The sequence below is a fragment of the Bradyrhizobium sp. STM 3843 genome, from assembly GCF_000239815.1.
Classification (GTDB): Bacteria; Pseudomonadota; Alphaproteobacteria; order Rhizobiales; family Xanthobacteraceae; genus Bradyrhizobium.
Map to the genome: position 1 here is coordinate 1 of NZ_CAFK01000298.1, position 21,175 is coordinate 21,175.

Sequence of the window (21,175 nt, forward strand, 5' to 3'; positions counted from 1 at the left end):
CAGAAGCACCGAGCAAGATCTGAGTCCGGCAATTAGCCGGCGTGCGTTGCCCCCACCCCGCCCGCCTCGGTGTGCAGCCAGGCCTCGCCGCAGGCTTTCGCGAGCTCGCGGACGCGCAGGATGTAGCTCTGGCGCTCGGTGACGGAGATGACGCCGCGCGCATCGAGCAGGTTGAAGACGTGGCTCGCCTTGATGCACTGGTCATAGGCGGGCAGCGCCATCAGGTGCTCTTTGCGGTTGCCCAGCTTTGAATTTTCTTGCCAGCCGGCGGCGAGATATTTGCGGCAGGCGTCCTCGGCCATCCGAAACTGCTCGAACAGCATCGTGGTGTCGGCATATTCGAAATTGTGCCTGGAATATTCCTGCTCGGCCTGCAGGAATACGTCGCCATAGGTGACCTTGGCATCGCCGTCGCGGCCATTGAAGTTGAGGTCGTAGACGCGGTCGACACCCTGCACATACATCGCAAGGCGCTCGAGCCCGTAGGTGAGCTCGCCCGCCACCGGCGCGCATTCGAAGCCCGCGACCTGCTGGAAATAGGTGAACTGCGACACTTCCATGCCGTCGCACCAGCATTCCCACCCGAGACCCCAGGCGCCCAAGGTCGGGCTTTCCCAATCGTCCTCGACGAAGCGGATGTCGTGCACGGCGGCATCGATGCCGATTGCGCCGAGCGACTTCAGGTAGAGCTCCTGAAGGTTCGGCGGCGACGGCTTCATGATCACCTGAAACTGGTAATAGTGCTGCATCCGGTTGGGATTTTCGCCGTAGCGGCCGTCCTTCGGCCGCCGCGACGGCTGCACATAGGCCGCATTCCATGGCTTTGGCCCCAGCGCCCGCAAGGTCGTAGCCGGATGGAAGGTGCCGGCACCCATCTCCATGTCGTAGGGCTGCAGGATCACGCAGCCCTGCTCGGCCCAGAACCGTTGCAGGGCCAGGATGAAGCCCTGGAACGAGCGTTCCGGGCGCATATGCAGAGGCAGCGAATCCATCGTCGATTTCGGTCTTTTGCGCAAAGCGGGGAAAAAGCGCGCGGACCGTATCGGCGGGTGGACCAGGAATCAAGGCGGCGACGGCAAACGTCGCCGCCTTTCAAGGGCGCGTCAGAGCGGGCGGTAGGCGCCGGTGACGGGATCGCGACGAAGCGTCTTGATCTCGCCGGCGTGCGCGGCCTCGGCCATGCGCGACAGCCGCGCCTCTTCCAGCTCGTGATTGATCCTTTGTGCGGTCTTATAGGCCCAGCGGACCATGGCAAGTCCGCCCAGCACACCCGCAACGGCGACAAACGGCGGCATCGGTCGTTCCTTCATCCTCGTGAGGACAGCCACCCCCGGTGCAATATTCGCTGATCCGGGTTCCCCAGGCAATTGGGATTGCTGGGACGAAATGGCGCGGACCAACGCTATTTACAGCCCGAATCTGGCCCAGATCGCCCTGGTCTCCACCGCCGAGATCAATTCCTCGGCAAGCCCAGCCCAGCCGCTGAAGGACCCGCCCAGGCTACCGGCCCCCGGCGCGCGACGGCCGAGCAGGCCGCCCAGCATGCCGCTCGCAGGCATCACCACCGGCGTCACCACCTCCTCGCCGAACCGGGTGCGCAAGGTCGAGCGCAGATCGCCCACCGCATCCGCGAGTCCGAGGCCGATCGCGCTGTCGCCGGCCCAATATTCGCCTGTGAACAGCACGTCATCGGCGCCCTTGAGGCGTACGCCCCGGCTCTCCTTGACCAGCGAGATGAACAGCGCATGGATCTCACGCTGGATCTTCTTCAGCCGCGCCACATCGTCAGGGTTTTCGGGGAGGAAGGGATCGAGCATCGCCTTGTGCTCGCCTGCGGTATAGAGCCGGCGCTCGATGCCGATCTTCTTGATCAGCTCCTGCAGCCCAAACGAACCGCCGACCACCCCGATCGAGCCCAGGATGGACGACGGATCGCAGAAGATCTCGTCACCGGCGCAGGCGATCATGTAGCCGCCGGACGCCGCGACGTCCTCGACGAACACCAGCACCGGCAGCTTCTTCTCCGCCGCAAGCTGGCGGATGCGCAGATAGATCTGGCGCGATTGCACCGGGGAGCCGCCGGGCGAATTGATCACGAGCGCCACCGCCTTGGCGTTGCGCATCGAGAACGCACGCTCCAGCATCTTGGCGACGCCGGCCAGCGTCAGTCCCGGGCGCAGCGGGGTCACCGCGCCAATCACGCCGGACAGGCGGACGACAGGGACGACCGGCGCCCCCCTCAGCCTTGCCGGCAGCATCGCCTTCCATCGCTCGAACAGGCTCGGCGTGCTGTCGGCTTGGGTCAAACTGTCCACCATCGACTTACCTCGAATTAACCATTTTTTATCCCGCCGCTGCCATCCAATCGGCCGGAACGAACGTTGGAATTGCGTGGTTAGCAGATGCAGGGGCGGCGGAGGAACACATGAAGATTTATTTGCTGATGCTGCTGCTCGGTAGCCTCCTGACCGCCATCCGCTTCACCGCGACTCCCGAGCGCCGCTCGGAAACGCTGCCGCAATAACGCTGATCCCGATCCAGCGTTCACGGGCGGGCAAGCGGCAACGTCCCCCGCCCCGCCATCACAGCCTCGACCACCTCACTCGCCGGCCCGCTTGGTGCGTTCAGTGCAATCCCCTCCAGAAGCACGAGCGGGGCACGTCCCCCTTTGACGGCCCGGACCAGGATCCGGATCGCAGGCTTTCCCGCCTCGCCATGAACCGGCAGCAGTGCCAGGCTGCCGAAGCCGCGCGACAGCGCGGACAAGACCTCGCCCAGCCCGTCTGCCCGCCAGATCAAGGTGAGCGCGCCGCCTGATTTCAGGATCCGCCGCGCCGCGTGCACCCAGGCCTCCAACGTGCTCGGTCCAGCCATATGCGCCGTGGCACGCGCAGCATCAGGCGACGACCGGTGCCGGCCGGAATCATTGAACGGCGGATTCATCAGGACGACGTCGGCGCTGTCAGGCGCAAGCCCGGCGGCCGCGAAGGCACTCGCCTCGCTTGTCACATCGAGCACGACGACATCGGCGGACAGCGCATTCGCTGCGGCATTATGGCGCGCGATCTCAGCGAGATCCGGATCGATCTCGACCAGCGTCAGGCTGAGCCCATCGACGCGCACGGCTACCGCCAAGCCCGCGGCGCCCACGCCCGCGCCGAGGTCGATCACGCGGTCACCGGGACGCGCGGCTACCGCCGCCGCGAGCAGGATCGCATCATGGCCGCAGCGGTGGCCCGAGATCGGCTGGCGCAGCCGCAACCGGCCGCCGAGAAAAGCATCGTCTGAAAAAGCGGCCGCCTCATTCATCGGGGCGCAGCTCATGCGCGAGACCGGCCTCGGTGAGCAGCCGCCGCGCCTGCAGATTGTCGTCCTCGTGCACCAGGATACGCCGCGGCAGGATGCCCAGCGAGCCCTCGATGACGCTCATGTTCTGGTCGAGCACCAGATGATCGATATTGGCGCCTTGGAGCAGCGCCTCGATTGCCGAGACCAGTACAATGTCGTTGGTTCGAACCAATTCCCGCAAGCGTGGGGCCTCCGTGTCCGGCGCGATCAAGGTTCCGTGTCAAGCCTTGCCGCGTTGCGCCGCAGTTTCTATGGTGCGGCCGTATCCCGTCGGCCCCGACATTCGTATAAGCGCTCGCTGCCGTATGATACGAATACCGGAGCCGGAATACCAGTTTAGCAGGAGCGGAGACCAGCGTGGCGGTGATTGTACCTTTCGAAAGCCCATCGAACGCTTCGATCGACGGGCTGGTCGCGCTGGTTGCCGCCGACATGGAACGGGTCAACGCCACGATTCTGTCCCGCACCGGGTCGGACGTGACGATGATCCCGGAGGTCGCCAACCATCTGATCTCCTCCGGCGGTAAGAGGCTGCGGCCGATGCTGACGCTCGCCATGGCCAACCTCGCCGGCTACAGCGGCGACGGCCATATCAAGCTGGCTGCAGCGGTCGAGTTCATGCACACGGCGACGCTGCTGCACGACGACGTGGTCGACGAGAGCGAGATGCGCCGCGGCAAATTGTCCGCCCGGATGCTGTGGGGCAATGAGGCGAGCGTGCTGGTCGGCGATTTCCTGCTGGGACAGGCGTTCCGCATGATGGTCGAGGTCGGCTCGCTGCGCGCGCTCGACATTCTCTCCGCGGCCGCCGCCACCATCGCCGAAGGCGAGGTGATGCAGCTTGCCGCCGCCAAGAACACGGCGACCACCGAGGACGAATATCTTGCTGTCATCCGCGGCAAGACCGCAGAATTGTTCGCGGCCGCTTGCGAGGTCGGGCCCGTGCTCGCCAACCGGCCCAAGGCCGAGCAGACTGCCTGCCGCTCGGTCGGCATGAATCTCGGCATCGCCTTCCAGCTCGTCGACGACGTGCTCGATTATGGCGGCAAGTCGGCCAAGCTCGGCAAGAACATCGGCGACGATTTCCGTGAGGGCAAGATCACCTTGCCGGTCGTGCTGGCCTTCCGCCGCGGCAGCGACTCTGAGCGCGCGTTCTGGATCAAGGCCCTGGAACGCGGCGAGATCAGCGACCACGATCTCGACCATGCGATCGGGCTGATGAACAAGCACCGCGCGCTCGAGGACACGATCAGCCGTGCCCAGCACTACGGCGCCATGGCGGTCGATGCGCTGGCGCTGTTTCCGGCCTCGCCGATGAAGACCGCGCTGGAACAGGTCGTGGCATTCTGCCTCGCCCGCTCGCATTAGCTCGACATAAACAAGCCGTCATGCCCCGCGCAGGTGGGGCATCCAGTACGCCGCGCACTCACGATGTGACATCGCCGTCTCTGCAATACTGGATTGTCCGCTTTCGCAGACGACGACCGCTACGTGAAAGCAAATACCTACGATCTAACTCAACGTCCCCGCATGCACCCACCATTCGGGGTGATCGGTGCCGATCCGTCGGCCGGCGGCCTGCGCCTCGGTTGCGCTGCCGAAGATGGCAAAGCAGGTCGCGCCAGAGCCTGACATGCGCGCCAGCAGCGCGCCTGGGCAAGTGCCGAGCGTCGATAGCACGTCGGCGATGACAGGCTGCACTTTGAGCGCGGGCTTCTCAAGATCGTTCGGCACCTGCTCAAGCGCGCGGACCCAATCCGCCGTCGAAGCCCCCGCCACGGGCCAGGCCGGCGCCCGAATGACATCGGTGACGCCGACCCGGAGGTCGCCCGGCCTCAAGCCCAGCGCCTGGAACACATCCTTGGTTGCCACCGGCATGCGCGGATTGACCATCACGCAAGGCAGCGCGGGAAGGTCCAGCGGCAACAGCTTCTCGCCGACTCCGGTCATGTCGCAGGCTTGCGAGGCCAGGCACACCGGCACGTCCGCGCCGGTCTTCAGGGCCACGGCGACGAGGCTTGGATCCTCGAGCGCAAGGCCGTTCAGGCGTGCGAGCAGCCGCAAGGCGGCAGCAGCATCCGCCGAACCGCCGCCGATACCGGCGGCCACCGGCAGCACCTTGTCCAGCGTGAACGCGCCGAGCTTGAGCCCCGGCACGGCCTCCGACAGGAGTCGCGCCGCTTTCAGCACCAGATTGTCGGTGGTCTCCCCGCAGGCTCCCGCGAGCGGCCCGGTGGCGGTGAGCGTCAATTCCGGGCCAGGCTCCAGGCGCAGCTGGTCAGCACAATCGGCAAAGGCCACGATGCTTTCCAGGTCATGATAGCCGTCGGCCCGACGGCCGACCACGCGCAAGGTCAGATTGACCTTGGCGCGGGCCTGATCGCTGAGCGCGTTTGTCGCGCACGCTGCGCTGGTCGCCGACATCGGCGGAAAGCCCCCAGGAAAATCAAGAAAGATCGCCGACTAGCCGCCCTTATCGTCCTCTTTCTTCTTGTCGGCCGAGGCATCCTTGTCGGCAGAGGCCGCAGCCGGCGCCGGATCATCGGTCAAGCCGTTCTGGATCTTGGCCTCGATCTTCGGCAGATCGTCCGGCTCCGGCTTGAGATCGCGCGCGTGCGCCCACTGGAACTTGGCTTCCAGCTTACGGCCGACACGCCAATAGGCATCGCCGAGATGGTCGTTGATGGTCGGATCTTCCGGCTTCAGGTCGATGGCGCGTTCGAGGTTCTTCACCGACTCCTCGTAATTGCCGAGGCGATAATAGGCCCAGCCAAGCGAGTCGACGATGTAGCCGTCGTCGGGCCGCTGCTCGACGGCGCGCTTGATCATCTTCATGCCCTCGTCGAGATTGGTACCCTGGTCGATCCAGGAATAGCCGAGATAGTTGAGGACATGCGGCTGATCCGGCTGCAGATCGAGCGCCTTGCGCATGTCGGCTTCAGCCTTGGGCCACTGCTTGGACCGCTCCTCGCAGATGCCGCGATAGTAATAATAGATGCTGTTGGCCTTGTCGTTGTTGGGCGGCAGCGAGTCGATCCCAAGCGAATAGGTCTCGGCGCAGTCGGCGAACTTCTTGCGGCCGCGCTCGATATTGCCGAGCGCCATGATCGCTTCCAGATCCTTCGAATCCTGCGCGATCACTTCCTTGAGGATCTTGATCGCGTCGTCACCGCGATCGGCCGAATCGAGATCGGTCGCGAGCTGGATCTGCGCATTGCGCTTCAACGGCGACGACGCCGGCACCCGCTCATAGACCTTGATCGCCATCTGCGGCTTCTTCACGGTCTCGTAGAGATCGGCAAGCGACAACAGCGCCAGCGGATGGTTCGGCTGCAGATGCAGCGCGAGCTGCAGATAAACCAGCGCGAGGTCCTCGCCGCCGCGGCGGGTCAGGGTCGCGCCGATGCCATACAGCGCCTCGGCCGCACCGGCCTGCGGCGAATCGATCAGTGACGGCAGCTTCTTGCCTTCCTTGGTCTCGCGCAGGCCCTCCTGCACCAGCGGGTGCCGCGCGAGCTTCTTGTCGAAGGCCTCATAGATCGCGGTCGCAGACGCCGCGTCCTTGTTGCGTGACAGCCAATGCGCATAGGCTTCGGTGATCCGCAACATCGAATCGTCGAGCTTGTAGGCGCGCTCGAACCGCGCGCCGGCTTCCTTCTCCTTGCCGGCGAACTCGTAGATCATGCCGGCATGCAGGTCCTTGAAGATCGGATACCATTCGGGACCGGCGAGCTTGTCGATCGTGGCCACCGCGGTCTTGGCATCGCCTGCACCCGCCGCAGCCCAGGCCGACAGCAGCGTCGCGACAAGATCGGTAATCGGACCGCGCACCGACTGATTGATGTTGCTCTGCGCGGCGGCATATTTCTTCTGCTTGATGTCCTGCACGCCGACCACGAGACGAGCGATCTTGTTGGACTTGTCGATCGTCAGGATGCGCTCGGCGAGCTTGACCGCCTCGTCGATGTCACCATCGGCCACCGAAGAGATGAAGGCGCGGTCGAGCAGTTCGTTGTTCTTCGGATCGCTGCGCAGCGCGGAGCGGTAGAACGCGGCGGCGGAAGCGGCATCGCGCTCGACGCTGGCATGGCGCGCGGCCAGATAGCTGCCCGAGGTGGTGAGCGACTTCAGGTCGTGGCTGGTCGGGAACTGCGCGGCGTTATCGGTCGGACGGTCCGGCGTCTGCGCCGCGGCTGCAACCGGAAGCAGCAGAGCGGCAAGGGCGACGGCAGTCCAGCGATTGCAACGAGTTGATAACATCACGGTTCGCTCTGGTTGGTGGAAATGAAAAGGTCGTCGCAGACTCGACCCCAATCGGCGGCGCTTTCGAAGCGCCGACAATGCCGCGTTTGGCGGCCAATCGCAAGGATGGCCGGTCGCTTCAGTCGGACAGCCCCGTCGGACGGCCAAAAGGTGCTGCCTGAAACGCGTTCACTATGGCCGTATCGTGGCCGGGGCCTCTGGTTTCGGGCGACGGCTCACGCAATCGTGCACTACATCGCCTCGTAGTTCGGCCCCCCGCCGCCCTCCGGAGGAACCCAGGTGATGTTGCCGTTGGGGTCCTTGACGTCGCAGGTTTTGCAATGGACGCAGTTCTGGGCGTTGATGACGAAGCGCGGGCTCGCGCCGTCCTCCACCCATTCATAGACGCCGGCCGGGCAATAACGGCCGGACGGCCCCGCATAGACGTCATGCTCCGAGCTCTTCTGCAGGGCCATGTCGGCAACCTTCAGGTGCACCGGCTGGTCTTCCTCATGATTGGTGTTGGAGAGGAACACCGAGGACAGGCGATCGAAGGTCAGCTTGCCATCGGGCTTGGCCGCCGGGATCGGCTTATGCGCCCTGGCCGGATCGAGCGTGGCGCGATCGGGCTTGCCGTGCGACTGGGTGCCGAACAGCGAGAAGCCAAGGGTGTTGCACCACATGTCGATGCCGCCGAGCGCGACCCCCAGCACGGTACCGAACTTGGACCATAGCGGCTTGACGTTGCGGACCTTGTACAGGTCCTGGCCGACCGGAGAGCCGCGCCAGGCATTCTCGTATTCACCCAATTCGTCATTGGCGCGCCCGGCCGCGATTGCGGCGCTGACATGCTCGGCCGCCAGCATCGCGCTGCCCATCGCATTGTGCACGCCCTTGATGCGCGGCACGTTGACGAAGCCGGCCGCGCAGCCGATCAGCACACCGCCGGCGAAGGACAGCCGCGGCACCGACTGATAACCGCCTTCGGTGATCGCACGCGCACCATAAGCGAGCCGCTTGCCGCCTTCGAGCACGGTGCGGATCGAGGGATGCGTCTTGAAGCGCTGAAACTCTTCGAACGGCGACAGATACGGATCGCTGTAGTTCAGGTGCACGACGAAGCCGACCGCGACCAGATTGTCGTCATAATGATAGAGGAACGAGCCGCCGCCGGTCTTGCTGTCGAGCGGCCAGCCGAACGAATGCTGGATCAGGCCTTTCTGGTGCTTGGCCGGATCGATCTGCCAGACTTCCTTCAGGCCGATGCCGAACTTCGCCGGCTCGCTGTTGCTGTCGAGCGCGAATTTCGCGATCAGCTGCTTCGACAGGCTGCCGCGCGCGCCTTCCGCAAACAGCGTGTACTTACCGAGCAGCTCCATGCCGCGCGTGAAGGACGGCTTCGGCGAACCGTCCTTGGCAATGCCCATGTCGCCGGTGGCGATGCCGCGCACGGCGCCCTGCTCGTCATACAGCACTTCGGTGGCGGCAAAGCCCGGATAGATCTCGACCCCGAGCGCTTCGGCCTTGCGCGCAAGCCAGCGGCAGACATTTCCGAGCGAGCCGATGTAGCAATGATGATTGTCCATCAGCGGTGGCATCATGAAGGCCGGCAGCGGGATCGCGCTGCTCTCGGTCATCCAGAAGAACTTGTCGACCTTGACTTGCGTCTTCAGCGGACAATCGTCGTCGCCGCGCCAGTCCGGAATCAGCCTGTCGAGTGCGGCCGGGTCGATCACGGCACCGGACAAGATGTGCGCGCCGACCTCGGAGCCTTTCTCAACGACCACGATGTTGAGGTCGGCATTGAGCTGCTTCAGCCGAATCGCCGCCGACAAGCCCGAGGGGCCTGCGCCGACGATGACGACGTCGAACTCCATGGATTCGCGAGGAGGTAATTCTTCGGTGCTCATGGTTTACGATCTCAGCCCTGTTGCGAGCGTTTCTTCCCTTGAAGTTCGGGTTGTTCGCCCTCTTGTTTCCGATTTTTCCCGGAAGAACAACCGCGGAAATGCATTCCGTCCTGGGTCAAGGCGGCGTAGACTGGCCTGGACCGACCATCGCCATGACACCCGAGCCCATCCCCGACATCAGACAGCTGCTCGCCTTCTACGTGGAGGCCGGCGTCGACTGCGCGCTCGACGACGCCCCGGTCAACCGGCTGGCGGAACCGGAGCCTGCGCCTTTGGCCAGCGCTCCTGTAGCCCGCGAAGCACCGCCGCCGCAACCCTTCCGCGCAACGCCCGCGATTATTCCGCCCCGTGCCGAACCGCCGCCTCCGCCCGATGCCGCGATTGCCTCGGCACGCGAGGCGGCGCGCACCGCGCCAAGCCTGGAGGCGCTCCGCGCACTGCTCGAGACCTTCGACGGCTGCTCGCTGAAGAATACCGCCACACGGCTGGTGTTCGCCGACGGCAACCCGCAGGCCCGCATCATGTTCGTCGGCGAGGCGCCCGGCCGCGACGAGGACATTGAAGGGCTGCCCTTCGTCGGCCGTTCCGGCAAGCTGTTGGACCGCATGATCGGCGCGATCGGACTCGATCGCAGCAAGGCCTACATCGCCAACGTCATTCCCTGGCGCCCTCCGGGAAATCGCACGCCGACGCCGCAGGAGACCCAGATCTGCCTGCCGTTCATCCAGCGCCAGATCGAGCTAGTGGACCCGGACGTTCTGGTCACGCTCGGCAATCCTTCGACGCAAGCGCTGCTCGGCACCCGCGAGGGCATCATGCGCACCCGCGGCCGCTGGCTCGAATACGACACCGGCAGGCGGGTGATCCGCGCGATGGCGACCTTCCATCCGGCCTATCTGTTGCGCTCGCCGTCCTACAAGCGGCTGTCCTGGCAGGATCTGCGCGCAATCGCAAAGGTGCTTAGTAGTTGATCCCGGTCATTCCGGGGCGATGCGCAGCATCAAGGCCGGAATCTCGAGATTCCCAATGCGCAATTGCACATCTGAGGTCTGGTGCTTACGCACCATCCCGGAATGACGGCAAGCTACTTCCCTTTCGGCCGCACGATCGCCCAGCCGATCCGGAGCAGCGGCTGCCGGCCGTTGATCAGCCAATCAAACGAGCGCGGCACCTCCGGCACAATGCCCGGAAAACGCTGCGCGATCTCCGGCGGCGGCGTGCCGATGGTGTCCGCAGCACGCCAGACTACGACGCCACCGGTCTCGGCGAACTGCGCCGGCGTTTCCCACGGGGTCCGTTGCGGGGTTGCGTCCAGGAACAGATGCGGCCGGCTGCGACCGAGCGCGATCAGGCTCGCAAGCTCGGGATCACCGGCGACTGCGCGCAGCGGCTGATTGGTGCGGCGGGCAAAGCTCTCGACGAAAAATTGCGCGATCTGCCGCCTCGGCATCGCCGTATGAACCTCGCTACCGCTGGTCCAAGGCAGCACCACGGTCGCCCCGACCACGAGCACCGCGGGTGCCGCAATCGCGGCCGCCCAGACCGCGCGCAACAACCGCTGCCGCCGCAGCCGAATGATATCGCCCGACGCGACCACCACGGCCAATCCTGACATCGTCAAGGTGACGCCGGCGCCACTGATCACGGTGTCGCGGCCGAACAGACCGGAGAGCAGGCTGAAGGCCAGCAGTGGTGCGAGCGCGAAGCAATAGACGAAGTCGCGTGCGAGCGGCGCAACCGGAGGCCGATAGATGATCGGCGCGTCCGTCTCATCGCGGCTGACCCGGTTTGAATTGAGTATGACCAGCAGCAGGATGGCGGCCATCGCGAGCAACAGCCCGCCGAGCAGCGAGAGCCAGAGCTCGGCGCGCGCGCCAAGCTCTGCCAGCATCGGCAATGCCGGCCAAATGGTGCTGTCGGCACGCAGCACGAAGATCAGATAGGGCAGCGCCAGGGCCAGCACGACCAGGAGCGCGAACAACGGATCAAAGGATGTTAGGACGCGCCGGCCTCGCGCGCTGGAGGCAGCAAAGCCAGCGATCAACAACAGCAGGCCGATGGCGGCCGACGTCGTCAGCAGCAACAGCCCGGCCTCGATCGACCAGGCAAACCAGGCGTTGCGCCGGTTCTGTCCAAGTATCTGCCACGTGTGCAGCAACAACAGCGCCCAGAGCGGCCGGGCCAGAATATCGGGACCGAATTCCAGGGTCGGCGCGCCGAACGCGGTCACGGTCACTGTCAGCAGCACCGCGAGCACGGCGTGCTGGCTGCCGACGATCGCGCGGGCCAGCAGAAAGATCGCCCAGAACGTCACCGCCGACGAGAGCACGGCCAACAGGTACACGCCGACCATGTGGTTGCCCACCGCGCGGTAGGCGATGTCGGCCAGCCAGAACGATAGCGGCGGTCCCAGGTCGGTGCCGACCTGATATTCCCGGCCGAAGGCGAGCAACGTGGCGAGATCGCTCGGCGGGCTGCGGTAGAACAGGACTGCGACCGCGAGCCAAAGCACCGCCTGACAGAGCACCACGATCACCACGACCAGCCTCGGCCGGGCGCGGATCAGTTCGACGACCAGGGATGTGAAACGCATGAATAGCTGGATCGCTTGCGATCGTCTCTCATTCGGGTAATGCCGCTTGTCCGCGACCGGCAATCGATACCGCGCGGGCAAGGCGACCGACGATCCCTAGCGAGGGGTGACGCTTCGGACTGGTTGGCTGATCTAGCTCATAAGACGGTGGCGCCGCCGAGGCAATCGGGATCAGAGCCCGACCGAGATTTCCGACGTGACCACTGTCGTCTCAGCAAACAGATCAGGCTCTGGCATCACCGTCCAGGGCTGATGCTTCTGGCGCGCAGCCACCACAGGCGCGAACAGGCTGCGGTGATGAACGGACGGCCCGAGGCGGTCGAGCGCCGCCAAATGCTCCGGCACTGCGTAACCCTTGTGCTGCTCGAAGCCGTAACCGGGACAGTCCTGCGCCAGCGCGCACATCAGCCGGTCGCGCGTGACTTTGGCCACGATCGAGGCCGCCGCGATCGACATCACCAGGCCGTCGCCGCCGATCACCGCCTCGCAGTCGCAGGTCACGTCGATGCGGTCACGGCCATCGACGAAGACGTGCTTCGGCGGCTCCGGGAGCGCCCTGACCGCGCGCGAGAGCGCCCACAGCGACGCCCGCAGGATGTTGTCACGATCGATTCGCTGAGGCGATGCGAAGGCTACGGCAAAGGCCGAGGTCTTGCAGATCTTCTCGAACAGCGCCTCGCGCTCTTCGGCCGTCAACCGCTTCGAATCGTCGAGCCCTTTAGGAATGCGTTTGGGGTCGAGCACCACGGCGGCCGCGACCACGGGACCTGCAAGCGGCCCGCGTCCGGCCTCGTCGCAGCCTGCGACCGGCCAGATCCCCTGCTTCAACAGCGCCCGCTCGCGGCGAAAGCTCGGTGGCGCCACGGCGATGACGCCTTTGGCGGGCTTTGGCTCGCCATTGATCGCACCAGTTTTGACCCTGCCCGCCTTCGGCGCAGCCTTCCTGGATTTTGCCTGATCCCGAATCATGGCCGGCACTTTGCGAAAGCGAGAGCCCCCGTGCAACCAGGAATCGATCACAATCCCCGTTATGCAACGAGCTTCTGCTTCTCGTTCGAAAGCAATGGTAGAGGCAGGCGGCTCAACGGCTTACCCCTCTTTCCAATCACCGGGTAGTTCCTGCGTTTTCGACCGCAACCGCCAGATGCAGATAGTCTCCTGTGACAGGCGGAAGATGACTATCCAGCATCACGTCGCACTGCAAGTGCACCAAGGCGAATGATCTAGTGCAGCCGTTTCAACACCGGTGCTCCGAAATTGTCTAAAAGAGGCTGAGCTGCTGCCCGCCGCCCTTCGGCCGCACGAAATGGTCCGTCGTCAGCTTCGCGCGCCGCTTGTTCAGCCCCAGCTTCTCGCAGGCGATCTCGAAGCGGCGCCCGATCATCCAGGCCATCGGCCCCGTGCCCTTCATCCGGGTGCCCCATTGCGAGTCGTAATCGCGACCGCCGCGCATGTCGCGGATCAGGGTGAAGACATGGCGATAGCGGTCCGGGTAATGTTCGAGCAGCCATTCCCGGAACAGGTCGCGCACCTCGAGCGGCAGCCGCAGCAGAACGTAGGCGGCTTCCTTGACGCCGGCATGGGCCGCCGCATCGAGAATGCGCTCGATTTCGCTGTCGTTCAGCGCCGGGATCACCGGCGCCACCATGACCGTGGTCGGGATGCCGGCCTTGGACAGAAGCTGCAGCGCCTCCAGGCGTTTCGATGGCGTGGAGGCCCGCGGCTCCATGGTCCGCGCCAGTTTCGGATCCAGGGTTGTCACCGAGATTGCCACCTTGGCGAGGTTCTTCTTCGCCATCCGCGCCAGGATGTCGGCATCACGCGCCACCAGTGCCGATTTGGTGACGATCCCGACGGGATGGCCAACCCGCTCCAGCACCTCGAGGATGCCGCGCATGACCTTCCGCTCGCGCTCGATCGGCTGATACGGATCGGTGTTGGTGCCGATCGCGATCATCCGCGGCTCGTAGCCGGCCGCCGAAAGCTCCTTCTCCAGCAGCGCCGGCGCATCCGGCTTCACGAACAGCTTGGATTCGAAATCGAGCCCGGGCGAGAGGCCGAGAAAGGCGTGGGTCGGCCGCGCGAAGCAGTAGACGCAGCCGTGCTCGCAGCCCCGATAGGGATTGATCGATCGGTCGAAGCCAATATCGGGCGAGTCATTGCGGGTGATGACCTTGCGCGAGGTGTCGGTCGCGACCGTGGTCTTGAACGGCGGGAGGTCGTCCAGACTCTGCCAGCCGTCGTCGAAGACGACCCGCGCCTCGGCCTCGTAACGGCCGCTGGCATTGGATTGCGCGCCTCGGCCGCGTCGACGGCCGCGTTCGATGACAACCGCAAGCTCCGGCAAGTCAGCGGCAGTTTGGGACGCACCCGCCGGCTCGGAGGGCGCCTTGACCGGCGGGTGCTTGAGGGCATGTGAAGATGCTCGGCTCATGGGCCAAGACATAACATGACCTTTGAACAAATCAAGAACAAAGCACAAACAAAGAACAAAAGATCGAAGGTCTGCGCCAGCGCAAGGCCGGCTATCACAATCCCGTTCTATCCTACCGCCACGATGGAACGAGGCGGTCCGCCGCCACTCTTTCCGTGCGCCACCCGAAACGGAAGAGGTCAGCGAGGTCTCATGCAAATCACCCCCACCGAGCAAAACATCCTGGCCGACGACCTCGAACTGCTCGACCGCTACTGGCGCGCGGCGAATTACCTGTCGGTCGGCCAGATCTATCTGTTGGACAATCCGCTGCTGCGCGAGCCGCTGCGGCCCGAACACATCAAGCCCCGCCTGCTCGGGCACTGGGGCACCACGCCCGGACTCAACTTCATCTACGCGCATCTGAACCGGACGATCCGCGCCCAGGACCTCAATGTCATCTATATCTGCGGCCCCGGTCACGGCGGGCCCGGCATGGTCGCCAACACCTATCTCGAAGGCACCTATAGCGAGATCTATCCGGACATCGCGCGCGATGCCGACGGCCTACGCAAGCTGTTCCGGCAATTCTCCTTTCCCGGCGGCATTCCGAGCCATGCGGCGCCGGAGACGCCGGGCTCGATCCATGAGGGCGGCGAGCTCGGTTACGCGCTGGTTCATGCCTATGGCGCCGCGTTTGACAATCCCGACCTGATCGTCGCCTGCGTCGTCGGCGACGGCGAAGCCGAGACCGGACCGCTGGCAGCGTCGTGGCACTCCAACAAGTTCTTGAACCCGGCACATGACGGCGCGGTGCTGCCGATCCTGCACCTCAACGGCTACAAGATCGCCAATCCGACCGTGCTCGGCCGCATGAGCGACACCGAGGTCCGCAAGCTGTTCGAAGGCTATGGTTATGAACCCTTGTTCGTCGAAGGCGACGAACCGAAGGCGATGCATCGGATGATGGCGGATGCGCTCGACGTCGCGCTCGCCAGCATCCGCTCGATCCAGCAGAGCGCGCGCCAGCCGGGTGCAGATGTGCATCGGCCGAAATGGCCCATGATCGTGCTGCGCAGCCCGAAGGGCTGGACCGGGCCGAAGGAGGTCGACGGGCTCAAGGTCGAAGGCTTCTGGCGCGCCCATCAGGTGCCGATATCAGATCCGCGCGGCAATGCCGAGCATCTCGCGCTGCTCGAATCCTGGATGAAGAGCTATCAGCCGGACAACCTGTTCGACAGCGAGGGGCGGCTGGTGCCGGAGCTGCAGGCGTTGGCGCCGCGCGGACCGCGGCGCATGGGCGCCAATCCGCATGCCAATGGCGGGCTGCTCAAGCGCGAGCTCAAACTGCCGGACTATCATGCGTTCGCGGTCGACGTTCCCTCACCCGGCCAGGTCGTGGCCGAAGCGACGCGCGAACTCGGCAAGTTCCTGCGCGACGTCGTCAAGCTGAATGCGGACGCCAGAAATTTCCGCATCATGGGGCCGGACGAGACCGCCTCCAACCGGCTCGATGCGGTGTTCGATGCCACCGACCGGGTCTGGATGGAGGGTATCGAGCCCTACGACGTGCATCTCGCCCATGATGGCCGGGTGATGGAGGTCTTGAGCGAGCATCTCTGCCAGGGCTGGCTCGAGGGCTATCTGCTCACCGGACGCCACGGCTTGTTCTCCTGCTACGAGGCCTTCATCCACATCGTGGATTCCATGTTCAACCAGCATGCCAAGTGGCTGAAGGTCTCGCGCCATCTGCCATGGCGGCGGCCGATCGCCTCGCTCAATTATCTGCTGACCTCGCATGTCTGGCGGCAGGACCATAACGGCTTCAGCCATCAGGACCCCGGCTTCGTCGATCTCGTCTCCAATAAGAAGGCCGATATCGTCCGCACCTACTTCCCGCCGGATGCGAACACGCTGCTGTGGATCGCCGATCACTGCCTGCGCACCTATGACCGCATCAACGTGATCGTCGCCGGCAAGCAGCCCTCACCACAATGGCTGACCATGAGAGAGGCAGCGACGCATTGCGAAGCCGGCATCGGCATCTGGTCCTGGGCCGGTACCGAGCCCGCCGACCAGGAGCCCGACGTCGTGATGGGGTGCGCCGGCGACATCCCGACCTTGGAGACGCTCGCGGCCGTCGACCTGCTGTGCAAGGAGCTACCGGATCTGAAGATCCGTGTCGTCAACGTCGTCGACCTCATGACCTTGCAGCCGAAGGACCAGCATCCACACGGCCTGAGCGACCGCGACTTCGACAGCATGTTCACCACGACCAAGCCGGTGATCTTCGCCTATCACGGCTATCCGCATCTCATCCACCGGCTGACCTACAACCGCACCAACCATGCCGGCATGCATGTGCGCGGCTTCATCGAGGAAGGCACCACCACGACGCCGTTCGATATGGTGGTGCTGAACGAGCTCGATCGCTTCCATCTCGCCATCGAAGCCATCGAGCGCGTGCCGGGGCTCGCCGTCTCCGCCGCGCACGTGAAGCAGAAATTCCGTGACGCGCTGATCGAGCACACCCGTTACGTGCGCCAACATGGCGAGGATATGCCGGAGATCCGCGACTGGGTATGGCCGAACAGCGCCGGCGGCCGCACGCCACAGGAAGCGGGAGATTGAGCCGCAGAAGCAAGCAGGCCGAAACCACTAATATGACAGCAGGATGAATGATCTAGCGCAACAGCCGGATCGTCTCGGTCGGTAAGAGTGGCGGCATCATTCCTCTGAAGCGATGCCGCCATGAAATCGCAGATCATCAAAGAGCTCGGCCAGGCCGGAATTTTGCTGCCGCAGTTGGTCGCAGACGGTCTTGCCGCCAACGACCGCATCAAGGTGCGCCTGAGCACACTGCAGGCTGCCAGCCAGCATGCTCAGGCCCCCGAACGAGCTCCGACGGATCTGTCGCCGGAAAGCCGCGCCGCAGGCCTCGCGTCGGCAGATCTCGCCGCGCTGATCGGGGGCGCACATCGCACGACAAACGGGCGCCTGGCCGCGCCGGGCCTACCCAAGCTGATCAGGGACATCGAGGAGGACGCGCGCGCGATGATCCGCGCCGTGGCAGGCGGCCGGCCTGCCGAAGGTGACGCGGCCGAGAAGCGGCTCGCCGCCATCCGCAGCGCAGGACTCCTCGAGGCCGGCAACGATGTCGAATTCGCCCGGGTCGCACGGCTCACCAGCGCACAGGAGACCGCGGACAGCCTGCATCGGCTGGTGATGGATCTGCACAAGGCGCTGAACCGGATGGCCGCCGACTGCGCCGAGGAGGTGCTTGACGGCGCTCATGTCTATGGCCTCGCTGACGCGGACCGTCCGGCGGTTGCAGCCTTCATGCGCGGGCTCAACGCCACGCGTGCCCTGAAATTCGATCATCCCGGCCTCGACACGATGGCGACCCGTTCGGGCGGTCGCCTGCTGATCCAGAATGACATCGGCACCACCGACGCCCACGTCATGGTGATCGCGGTCAAGGACAACGCGGTCACGGTGACCTACACTGACGTGCATCTGGTGCGGGCGAAATTCTTCATTCAGCTGTTCGATGACTTTGCCGCCCATTGGAGCGGCCTCGACCGGCACAGCGCTGCCGGTCTTGGCGAGGAGAATGCCTTTTTCCTGGTGACCGGCCAATTCGAGGGCGACAGCGCGACAGCACGCGACGACTTCCTCGCCGCGCTTGGCGCGGCGCTGGTGTTCCTGATCGACTGGAACAAGGCGCGCAAGCTCTTGCGCAGCTGGGTCGCCAAGGACGACGCGACGCGCATTCTCGACTGGGCCGCCCGCCATCGCGTCGGCCATCGCGCCTTTCTCCAGCTCGGCGGCAATGAGCTGCTCGGCTCTGCTGTGCGCAACGCCGCTCCCAACCGGATCGGCTTCGGCGAGCGGCTGGACCAGGCGCTCGGCCGCAACGCAGCCATCGATTTCTTGAAGGGCGCGCTGCGCGCCTCGACCGAGGGCCTCATGGCAGGACGCTCGGTGCGGCTGGTCCGCGATCAGATCGAGGCCGATCTGGTGCGTCATCTCGACCGTGCCGATAGCGGCCCGCTCGCGATCGTGATGCGCCAGCTCGGGCTTGCCCACGACGTCGCCGCCGCATTGGCGCGTCACCTCGCCGCGCTGCAAGCCGGGCGTCCCAGCGAAGGCAAGCTGCTCGCGGCGCGCGCCGGCCGGATCGAGCAGAAGGCGGATCGCATCGCGATCGAGGCCCGGCAGGAGGTGACCCGGCTCAACGCCAAGCCTGTGATCGAAGCGTTGGTCGATCGCGCTGAGGAGGCGATCGACGAACTGGAGCAAGCGGCCTTCATTGCCTCGCTGGCACCGGACCACATCGGCGGCAAACCGCTTGACGCGCTGTGCGAACTCTGCGCCGTCGCCATTGCCGCAATCGAGGCAGCGGCGAGCGGGCTGGCCGCTGCGGCCGAAGTGCCCGAGGGGCGCCAGGCCGATGCCGAGGATGCGCTGGCCGCCGTCGTCCGCCTGATGGATACCGAACACGCGGCAGATACGGGGGAGCGCGCGATCACCGCGCTGGTCTTCGCCGGCGGCTTCGACGTCGCGACGTCGTTATCGGTGCTGGAGTTGGCGCGCGCCATCGAGCGCGCGACCGATCGCCTCGCCGGCTTCGGTCATCTGCTGCATCAGCACATCATGACCGATCTCTCAGCGTAAGGACCAGCTCATGCCTATCGTCCGCATCGGCGGCATCGCAACCGAACAGCATTCGGCCGATATCATCGGGGCCAAGGCTGCCAATCTGGCACGGATGGCCGCGCTCGGCCTGCCCGTGCCGCCAGCGTTCGTGCTGCCGGTGGAGCTCTGCGCCGACATCATCGCCGGCAAAGCGCAGGCCGAACGGGATCTGCGCGACGGATTGAAAGCCGGCATCACCTATCTTGAACAGGCGACCGGCAAGAGCTTCGGCGACCATCGCCGTCCCCTGCTCGTCTCGGTACGCTCCGGCGCTGCGCGCTCGATGCCGGGCATGCTCGACACCGTGCTCAATGTTGGCTGCACCTCGGCCGCAATGCGTGGTCTGATCCGCACCACCGGCCGACCGCGGCTCGCCTGGGACTGCCGCCGCCGCCTGATCGAGAGCTATTCGGAGACCGTGCTTGGCCTCGATCCGGCGCCGCTGGCGGCCCGCGTGAGCGAGCTCATCGCGCGTGAAGAGGTCGCCACCGATCGCGAGCTCGACAGCGCGGCGATGGAGTGGCTCGCGACGGAGGAGCAGACGTTGGTTGAGATCGGCAGCGACGATTGGCTGGAGGATGCCGAAGCGCAGCTCGAGGCCGCCGCACGCGCCGTCTATCAGTCCTGGATGAGCGAGCGCGCGCAGACCTATCGCAAGCTGCAGAATCTTGATCATCTGCGCGGCACGGCCGTGACGGTGCAGGCGATGGTGTTCGGCAATGGCGGCCTCGCCTCAGGTGCCGGCGTCGCCTTTTCTCGCGATCCCTCGACCGGCGCACCGCAGCCGATGGTCGATCTGGTGCTGGACGCCCAAGGCGAAGACGTCGTCTCCGGGCGCCGCACCCCCGACACCGAAGACACGATCGCACGCGCGCTGCCCAAGCTTACCGCCGAACTCGGCACGGTGCTGAAGCAGCTCGAGCAGGCCTTCGGCGACGTCCAGGACGTCGAGTTCACGGTTGAGGACGGCAAGCTCTGGATCCTGCAGACGCGCGCCGCCAAGCGCACCCCGTGCGCGGCGCTGCGGATCGCGATCGATCTCGTGCACGAGGGCCTGATCGCGCCGCACGAGGCGCTGACGCGGCTCGCCGAGATCGACCTCGACGCCTTGGTCGAGACCCGGCTCGCCGGTGCCGGAGAGCCAGCCGCAACTGGCATCGGTGCCTCCGGCAGCATCGCAGCCGGCCGTGCCGCCTTCGACGCGGTCAGTGCGCAAAGGCTAGCCGCCGGTGGTGAGCCTGTCATCCTGATGCGCCCGGACACATCGACCGCCGATGTCGCGGGATTTGCGGTGGCCGCCGGCATCGTCACCTCAGTCGGCGCACGCACGTCGCACGCCGCATTGGTTGCCCGGCAGCTCGGTAGGCCCTGTATCGTCGGCTGCGAGGCGATGGTGGTCGAGCCCGAGGCCGACCGCGCGCGGCTCGGCGCAACCCAGATCGTCGGCGGCGACTGGGTCACTATCGAAGGTGATACCGGGCGGATCTATCTGGGTCGGCTTGAGATCGTCACCACCAGGCCAGAAGCCGAACTCGCGGAGGTCGCACGCTGGCGTAATGAGGATCAGGAGTCGACACTGACGCGGCAATCGGCTTGAGCCATCGCTCCGCATTTTTCGCGCCTGCCGCAAAATTCTGCAGCGCAGCGGGCTGTTTTGATTGTGACAAGGTGATAACAAGTCTCAACGGCGCTTGAACAACGATGCCAGCACCATGTTGAGTGTGATCATTCCGACGGAGGGGGTCGAGCAGCCTGCGGTCGCCACTCTGTCGGCGCTGGTCCCGGGCGCAGCGGCCGGGGTCATCACCGAAGTCCTGCTGGTTGATCGTTCATCAGATCCCAGCGTGATGGAGCGGGTGGCCGACGTCGCCGGCTGCCATTTCCTGAAATTCGAAGGCTCTCACGCCGCCGCACTTGCTGCCGGCGCAGCCCAGGCCAAGGCACCCTGGCTGATGTTTCTGCCTGCAGGCG

Annotated in this window: 16 protein-coding genes and 1 pseudogene; 6 read left to right on the forward strand and 11 right to left on the reverse strand. The window is 65.3% G+C overall.

What is annotated here, in order from left to right; genetic code table 11:
- Positions 1 to 32 precede the first annotated feature (32 nt).
- From BRAS3843_RS30285 to BRAS3843_RS30305, 5 genes are all read right to left on the reverse strand, one after another.
- Positions 33 to 992 (reverse strand): glycine--tRNA ligase subunit alpha, encoded by a 960-nt coding sequence (locus BRAS3843_RS30285; protein ID WP_008972978.1) that lies wholly within the window; start codon positions 990 to 992, stop codon positions 33 to 35.
- Between the two features lie 111 nt (positions 993 to 1,103).
- Positions 1,104 to 1,295, reverse strand: a complete 192-nt coding sequence (locus BRAS3843_RS30290; protein WP_008972979.1) for a hypothetical protein — start codon at positions 1,293 to 1,295, stop codon at positions 1,104 to 1,106.
- A 111-nt stretch (positions 1,296 to 1,406) separates the two neighbouring features.
- Positions 1,407 to 2,258: a S49 family peptidase gene (locus BRAS3843_RS30295; protein ID WP_085967051.1), complete on the reverse strand. Its 852-nt coding sequence runs from the start codon at positions 2,256 to 2,258 to the stop codon at positions 1,407 to 1,409.
- Between the two features lie 286 nt (positions 2,259 to 2,544).
- Entirely contained in the window at positions 2,545 to 3,309 is a 765-nt protein-coding gene (locus BRAS3843_RS30300) for a methyltransferase (RefSeq protein WP_008972981.1), read from the reverse strand.
- Entirely contained in the window at positions 3,302 to 3,529 is a 228-nt protein-coding gene (locus BRAS3843_RS30305) for a DUF2007 domain-containing protein (protein WP_008972982.1), read from the reverse strand. The genes BRAS3843_RS30300 and BRAS3843_RS30305 overlap by 8 nt, the downstream gene beginning before the upstream one ends.
- A gap of 176 nt (positions 3,530 to 3,705) precedes the next feature.
- On the opposite strand from BRAS3843_RS30305, the gene BRAS3843_RS30310 reads away from it, so the two are divergent.
- Positions 3,706 to 4,716, forward strand: a complete 1,011-nt coding sequence (locus BRAS3843_RS30310) for a polyprenyl synthetase family protein (RefSeq protein ID WP_008972983.1) — start codon at positions 3,706 to 3,708, stop codon at positions 4,714 to 4,716.
- 144 nt (positions 4,717 to 4,860) lie between these two features.
- Here BRAS3843_RS30310 and BRAS3843_RS30315 read toward each other — a convergent pair whose 3' ends face one another.
- From BRAS3843_RS30315 to BRAS3843_RS30325, 3 genes are all read right to left on the reverse strand, one after another.
- Positions 4,861 to 5,772, reverse strand: coding sequence for a 4-(cytidine 5'-diphospho)-2-C-methyl-D-erythritol kinase (locus BRAS3843_RS30315; RefSeq protein ID WP_008972984.1), 912 nt, complete (start codon positions 5,770 to 5,772; stop codon positions 4,861 to 4,863).
- Between the two features lie 39 nt (positions 5,773 to 5,811).
- Entirely contained in the window at positions 5,812 to 7,608 is a 1,797-nt protein-coding gene (locus tag BRAS3843_RS30320; RefSeq protein WP_008972985.1) for a tetratricopeptide repeat protein, read from the reverse strand.
- A 233-nt stretch (positions 7,609 to 7,841) separates the two neighbouring features.
- On the reverse strand, positions 7,842 to 9,500 hold the full coding sequence (locus BRAS3843_RS30325) for an electron transfer flavoprotein-ubiquinone oxidoreductase (protein ID WP_035983318.1): 1,659 nt from the start codon (positions 9,498 to 9,500) through the stop codon (positions 7,842 to 7,844).
- 152 nt (positions 9,501 to 9,652) lie between these two features.
- On the opposite strand from BRAS3843_RS30325, the gene BRAS3843_RS30330 reads away from it, so the two are divergent.
- Positions 9,653 to 10,471, forward strand: coding sequence for a uracil-DNA glycosylase (locus BRAS3843_RS30330; protein ID WP_035983322.1), 819 nt, complete (start codon positions 9,653 to 9,655; stop codon positions 10,469 to 10,471).
- Positions 10,472 to 10,584: 113 nt separating this feature from the next.
- Here BRAS3843_RS30330 and BRAS3843_RS30335 read toward each other — a convergent pair whose 3' ends face one another.
- From BRAS3843_RS30335 to BRAS3843_RS30345, 3 genes are all read right to left on the reverse strand, one after another.
- Positions 10,585 to 12,093 (reverse strand): glycosyltransferase family 39 protein, encoded by a 1,509-nt coding sequence (locus tag BRAS3843_RS30335; RefSeq protein ID WP_008972989.1) that lies wholly within the window; start codon positions 12,091 to 12,093, stop codon positions 10,585 to 10,587.
- Between the two features lie 171 nt (positions 12,094 to 12,264).
- Positions 12,265 to 13,062, reverse strand: a complete 798-nt coding sequence (locus tag BRAS3843_RS30340; RefSeq protein WP_008972990.1) for a ribonuclease HII — start codon at positions 13,060 to 13,062, stop codon at positions 12,265 to 12,267.
- Between the two features lie 292 nt (positions 13,063 to 13,354).
- Entirely contained in the window at positions 13,355 to 14,527 is a 1,173-nt protein-coding gene (locus BRAS3843_RS30345) for a PA0069 family radical SAM protein (protein WP_008972991.1), read from the reverse strand.
- A 192-nt stretch (positions 14,528 to 14,719) separates the two neighbouring features.
- On the opposite strand from BRAS3843_RS30345, the gene BRAS3843_RS30350 reads away from it, so the two are divergent.
- The 4 genes and pseudogenes from BRAS3843_RS30350 to BRAS3843_RS30365 form a co-directional block, all read left to right on the forward strand.
- Positions 14,720 to 17,137, forward strand: coding sequence for a phosphoketolase family protein (locus BRAS3843_RS30350; protein ID WP_008972992.1), 2,418 nt, complete (start codon positions 14,720 to 14,722; stop codon positions 17,135 to 17,137).
- Positions 17,138 to 17,257: 120 nt separating this feature from the next.
- Positions 17,258 to 19,183 (forward strand): hypothetical protein, encoded by a 1,926-nt coding sequence (locus BRAS3843_RS30355; RefSeq protein WP_008972993.1) that lies wholly within the window; start codon positions 17,258 to 17,260, stop codon positions 19,181 to 19,183.
- A gap of 10 nt (positions 19,184 to 19,193) precedes the next feature.
- On the forward strand, positions 19,194 to 20,801 hold the full coding sequence (locus tag BRAS3843_RS30360) for a PEP/pyruvate-binding domain-containing protein (RefSeq protein WP_008972994.1): 1,608 nt from the start codon (positions 19,194 to 19,196) through the stop codon (positions 20,799 to 20,801).
- A 115-nt stretch (positions 20,802 to 20,916) separates the two neighbouring features.
- Positions 20,917 to 21,175 (forward strand): annotated as a pseudogene (locus tag BRAS3843_RS30365) (glycosyl transferase); the annotation flags it as partial.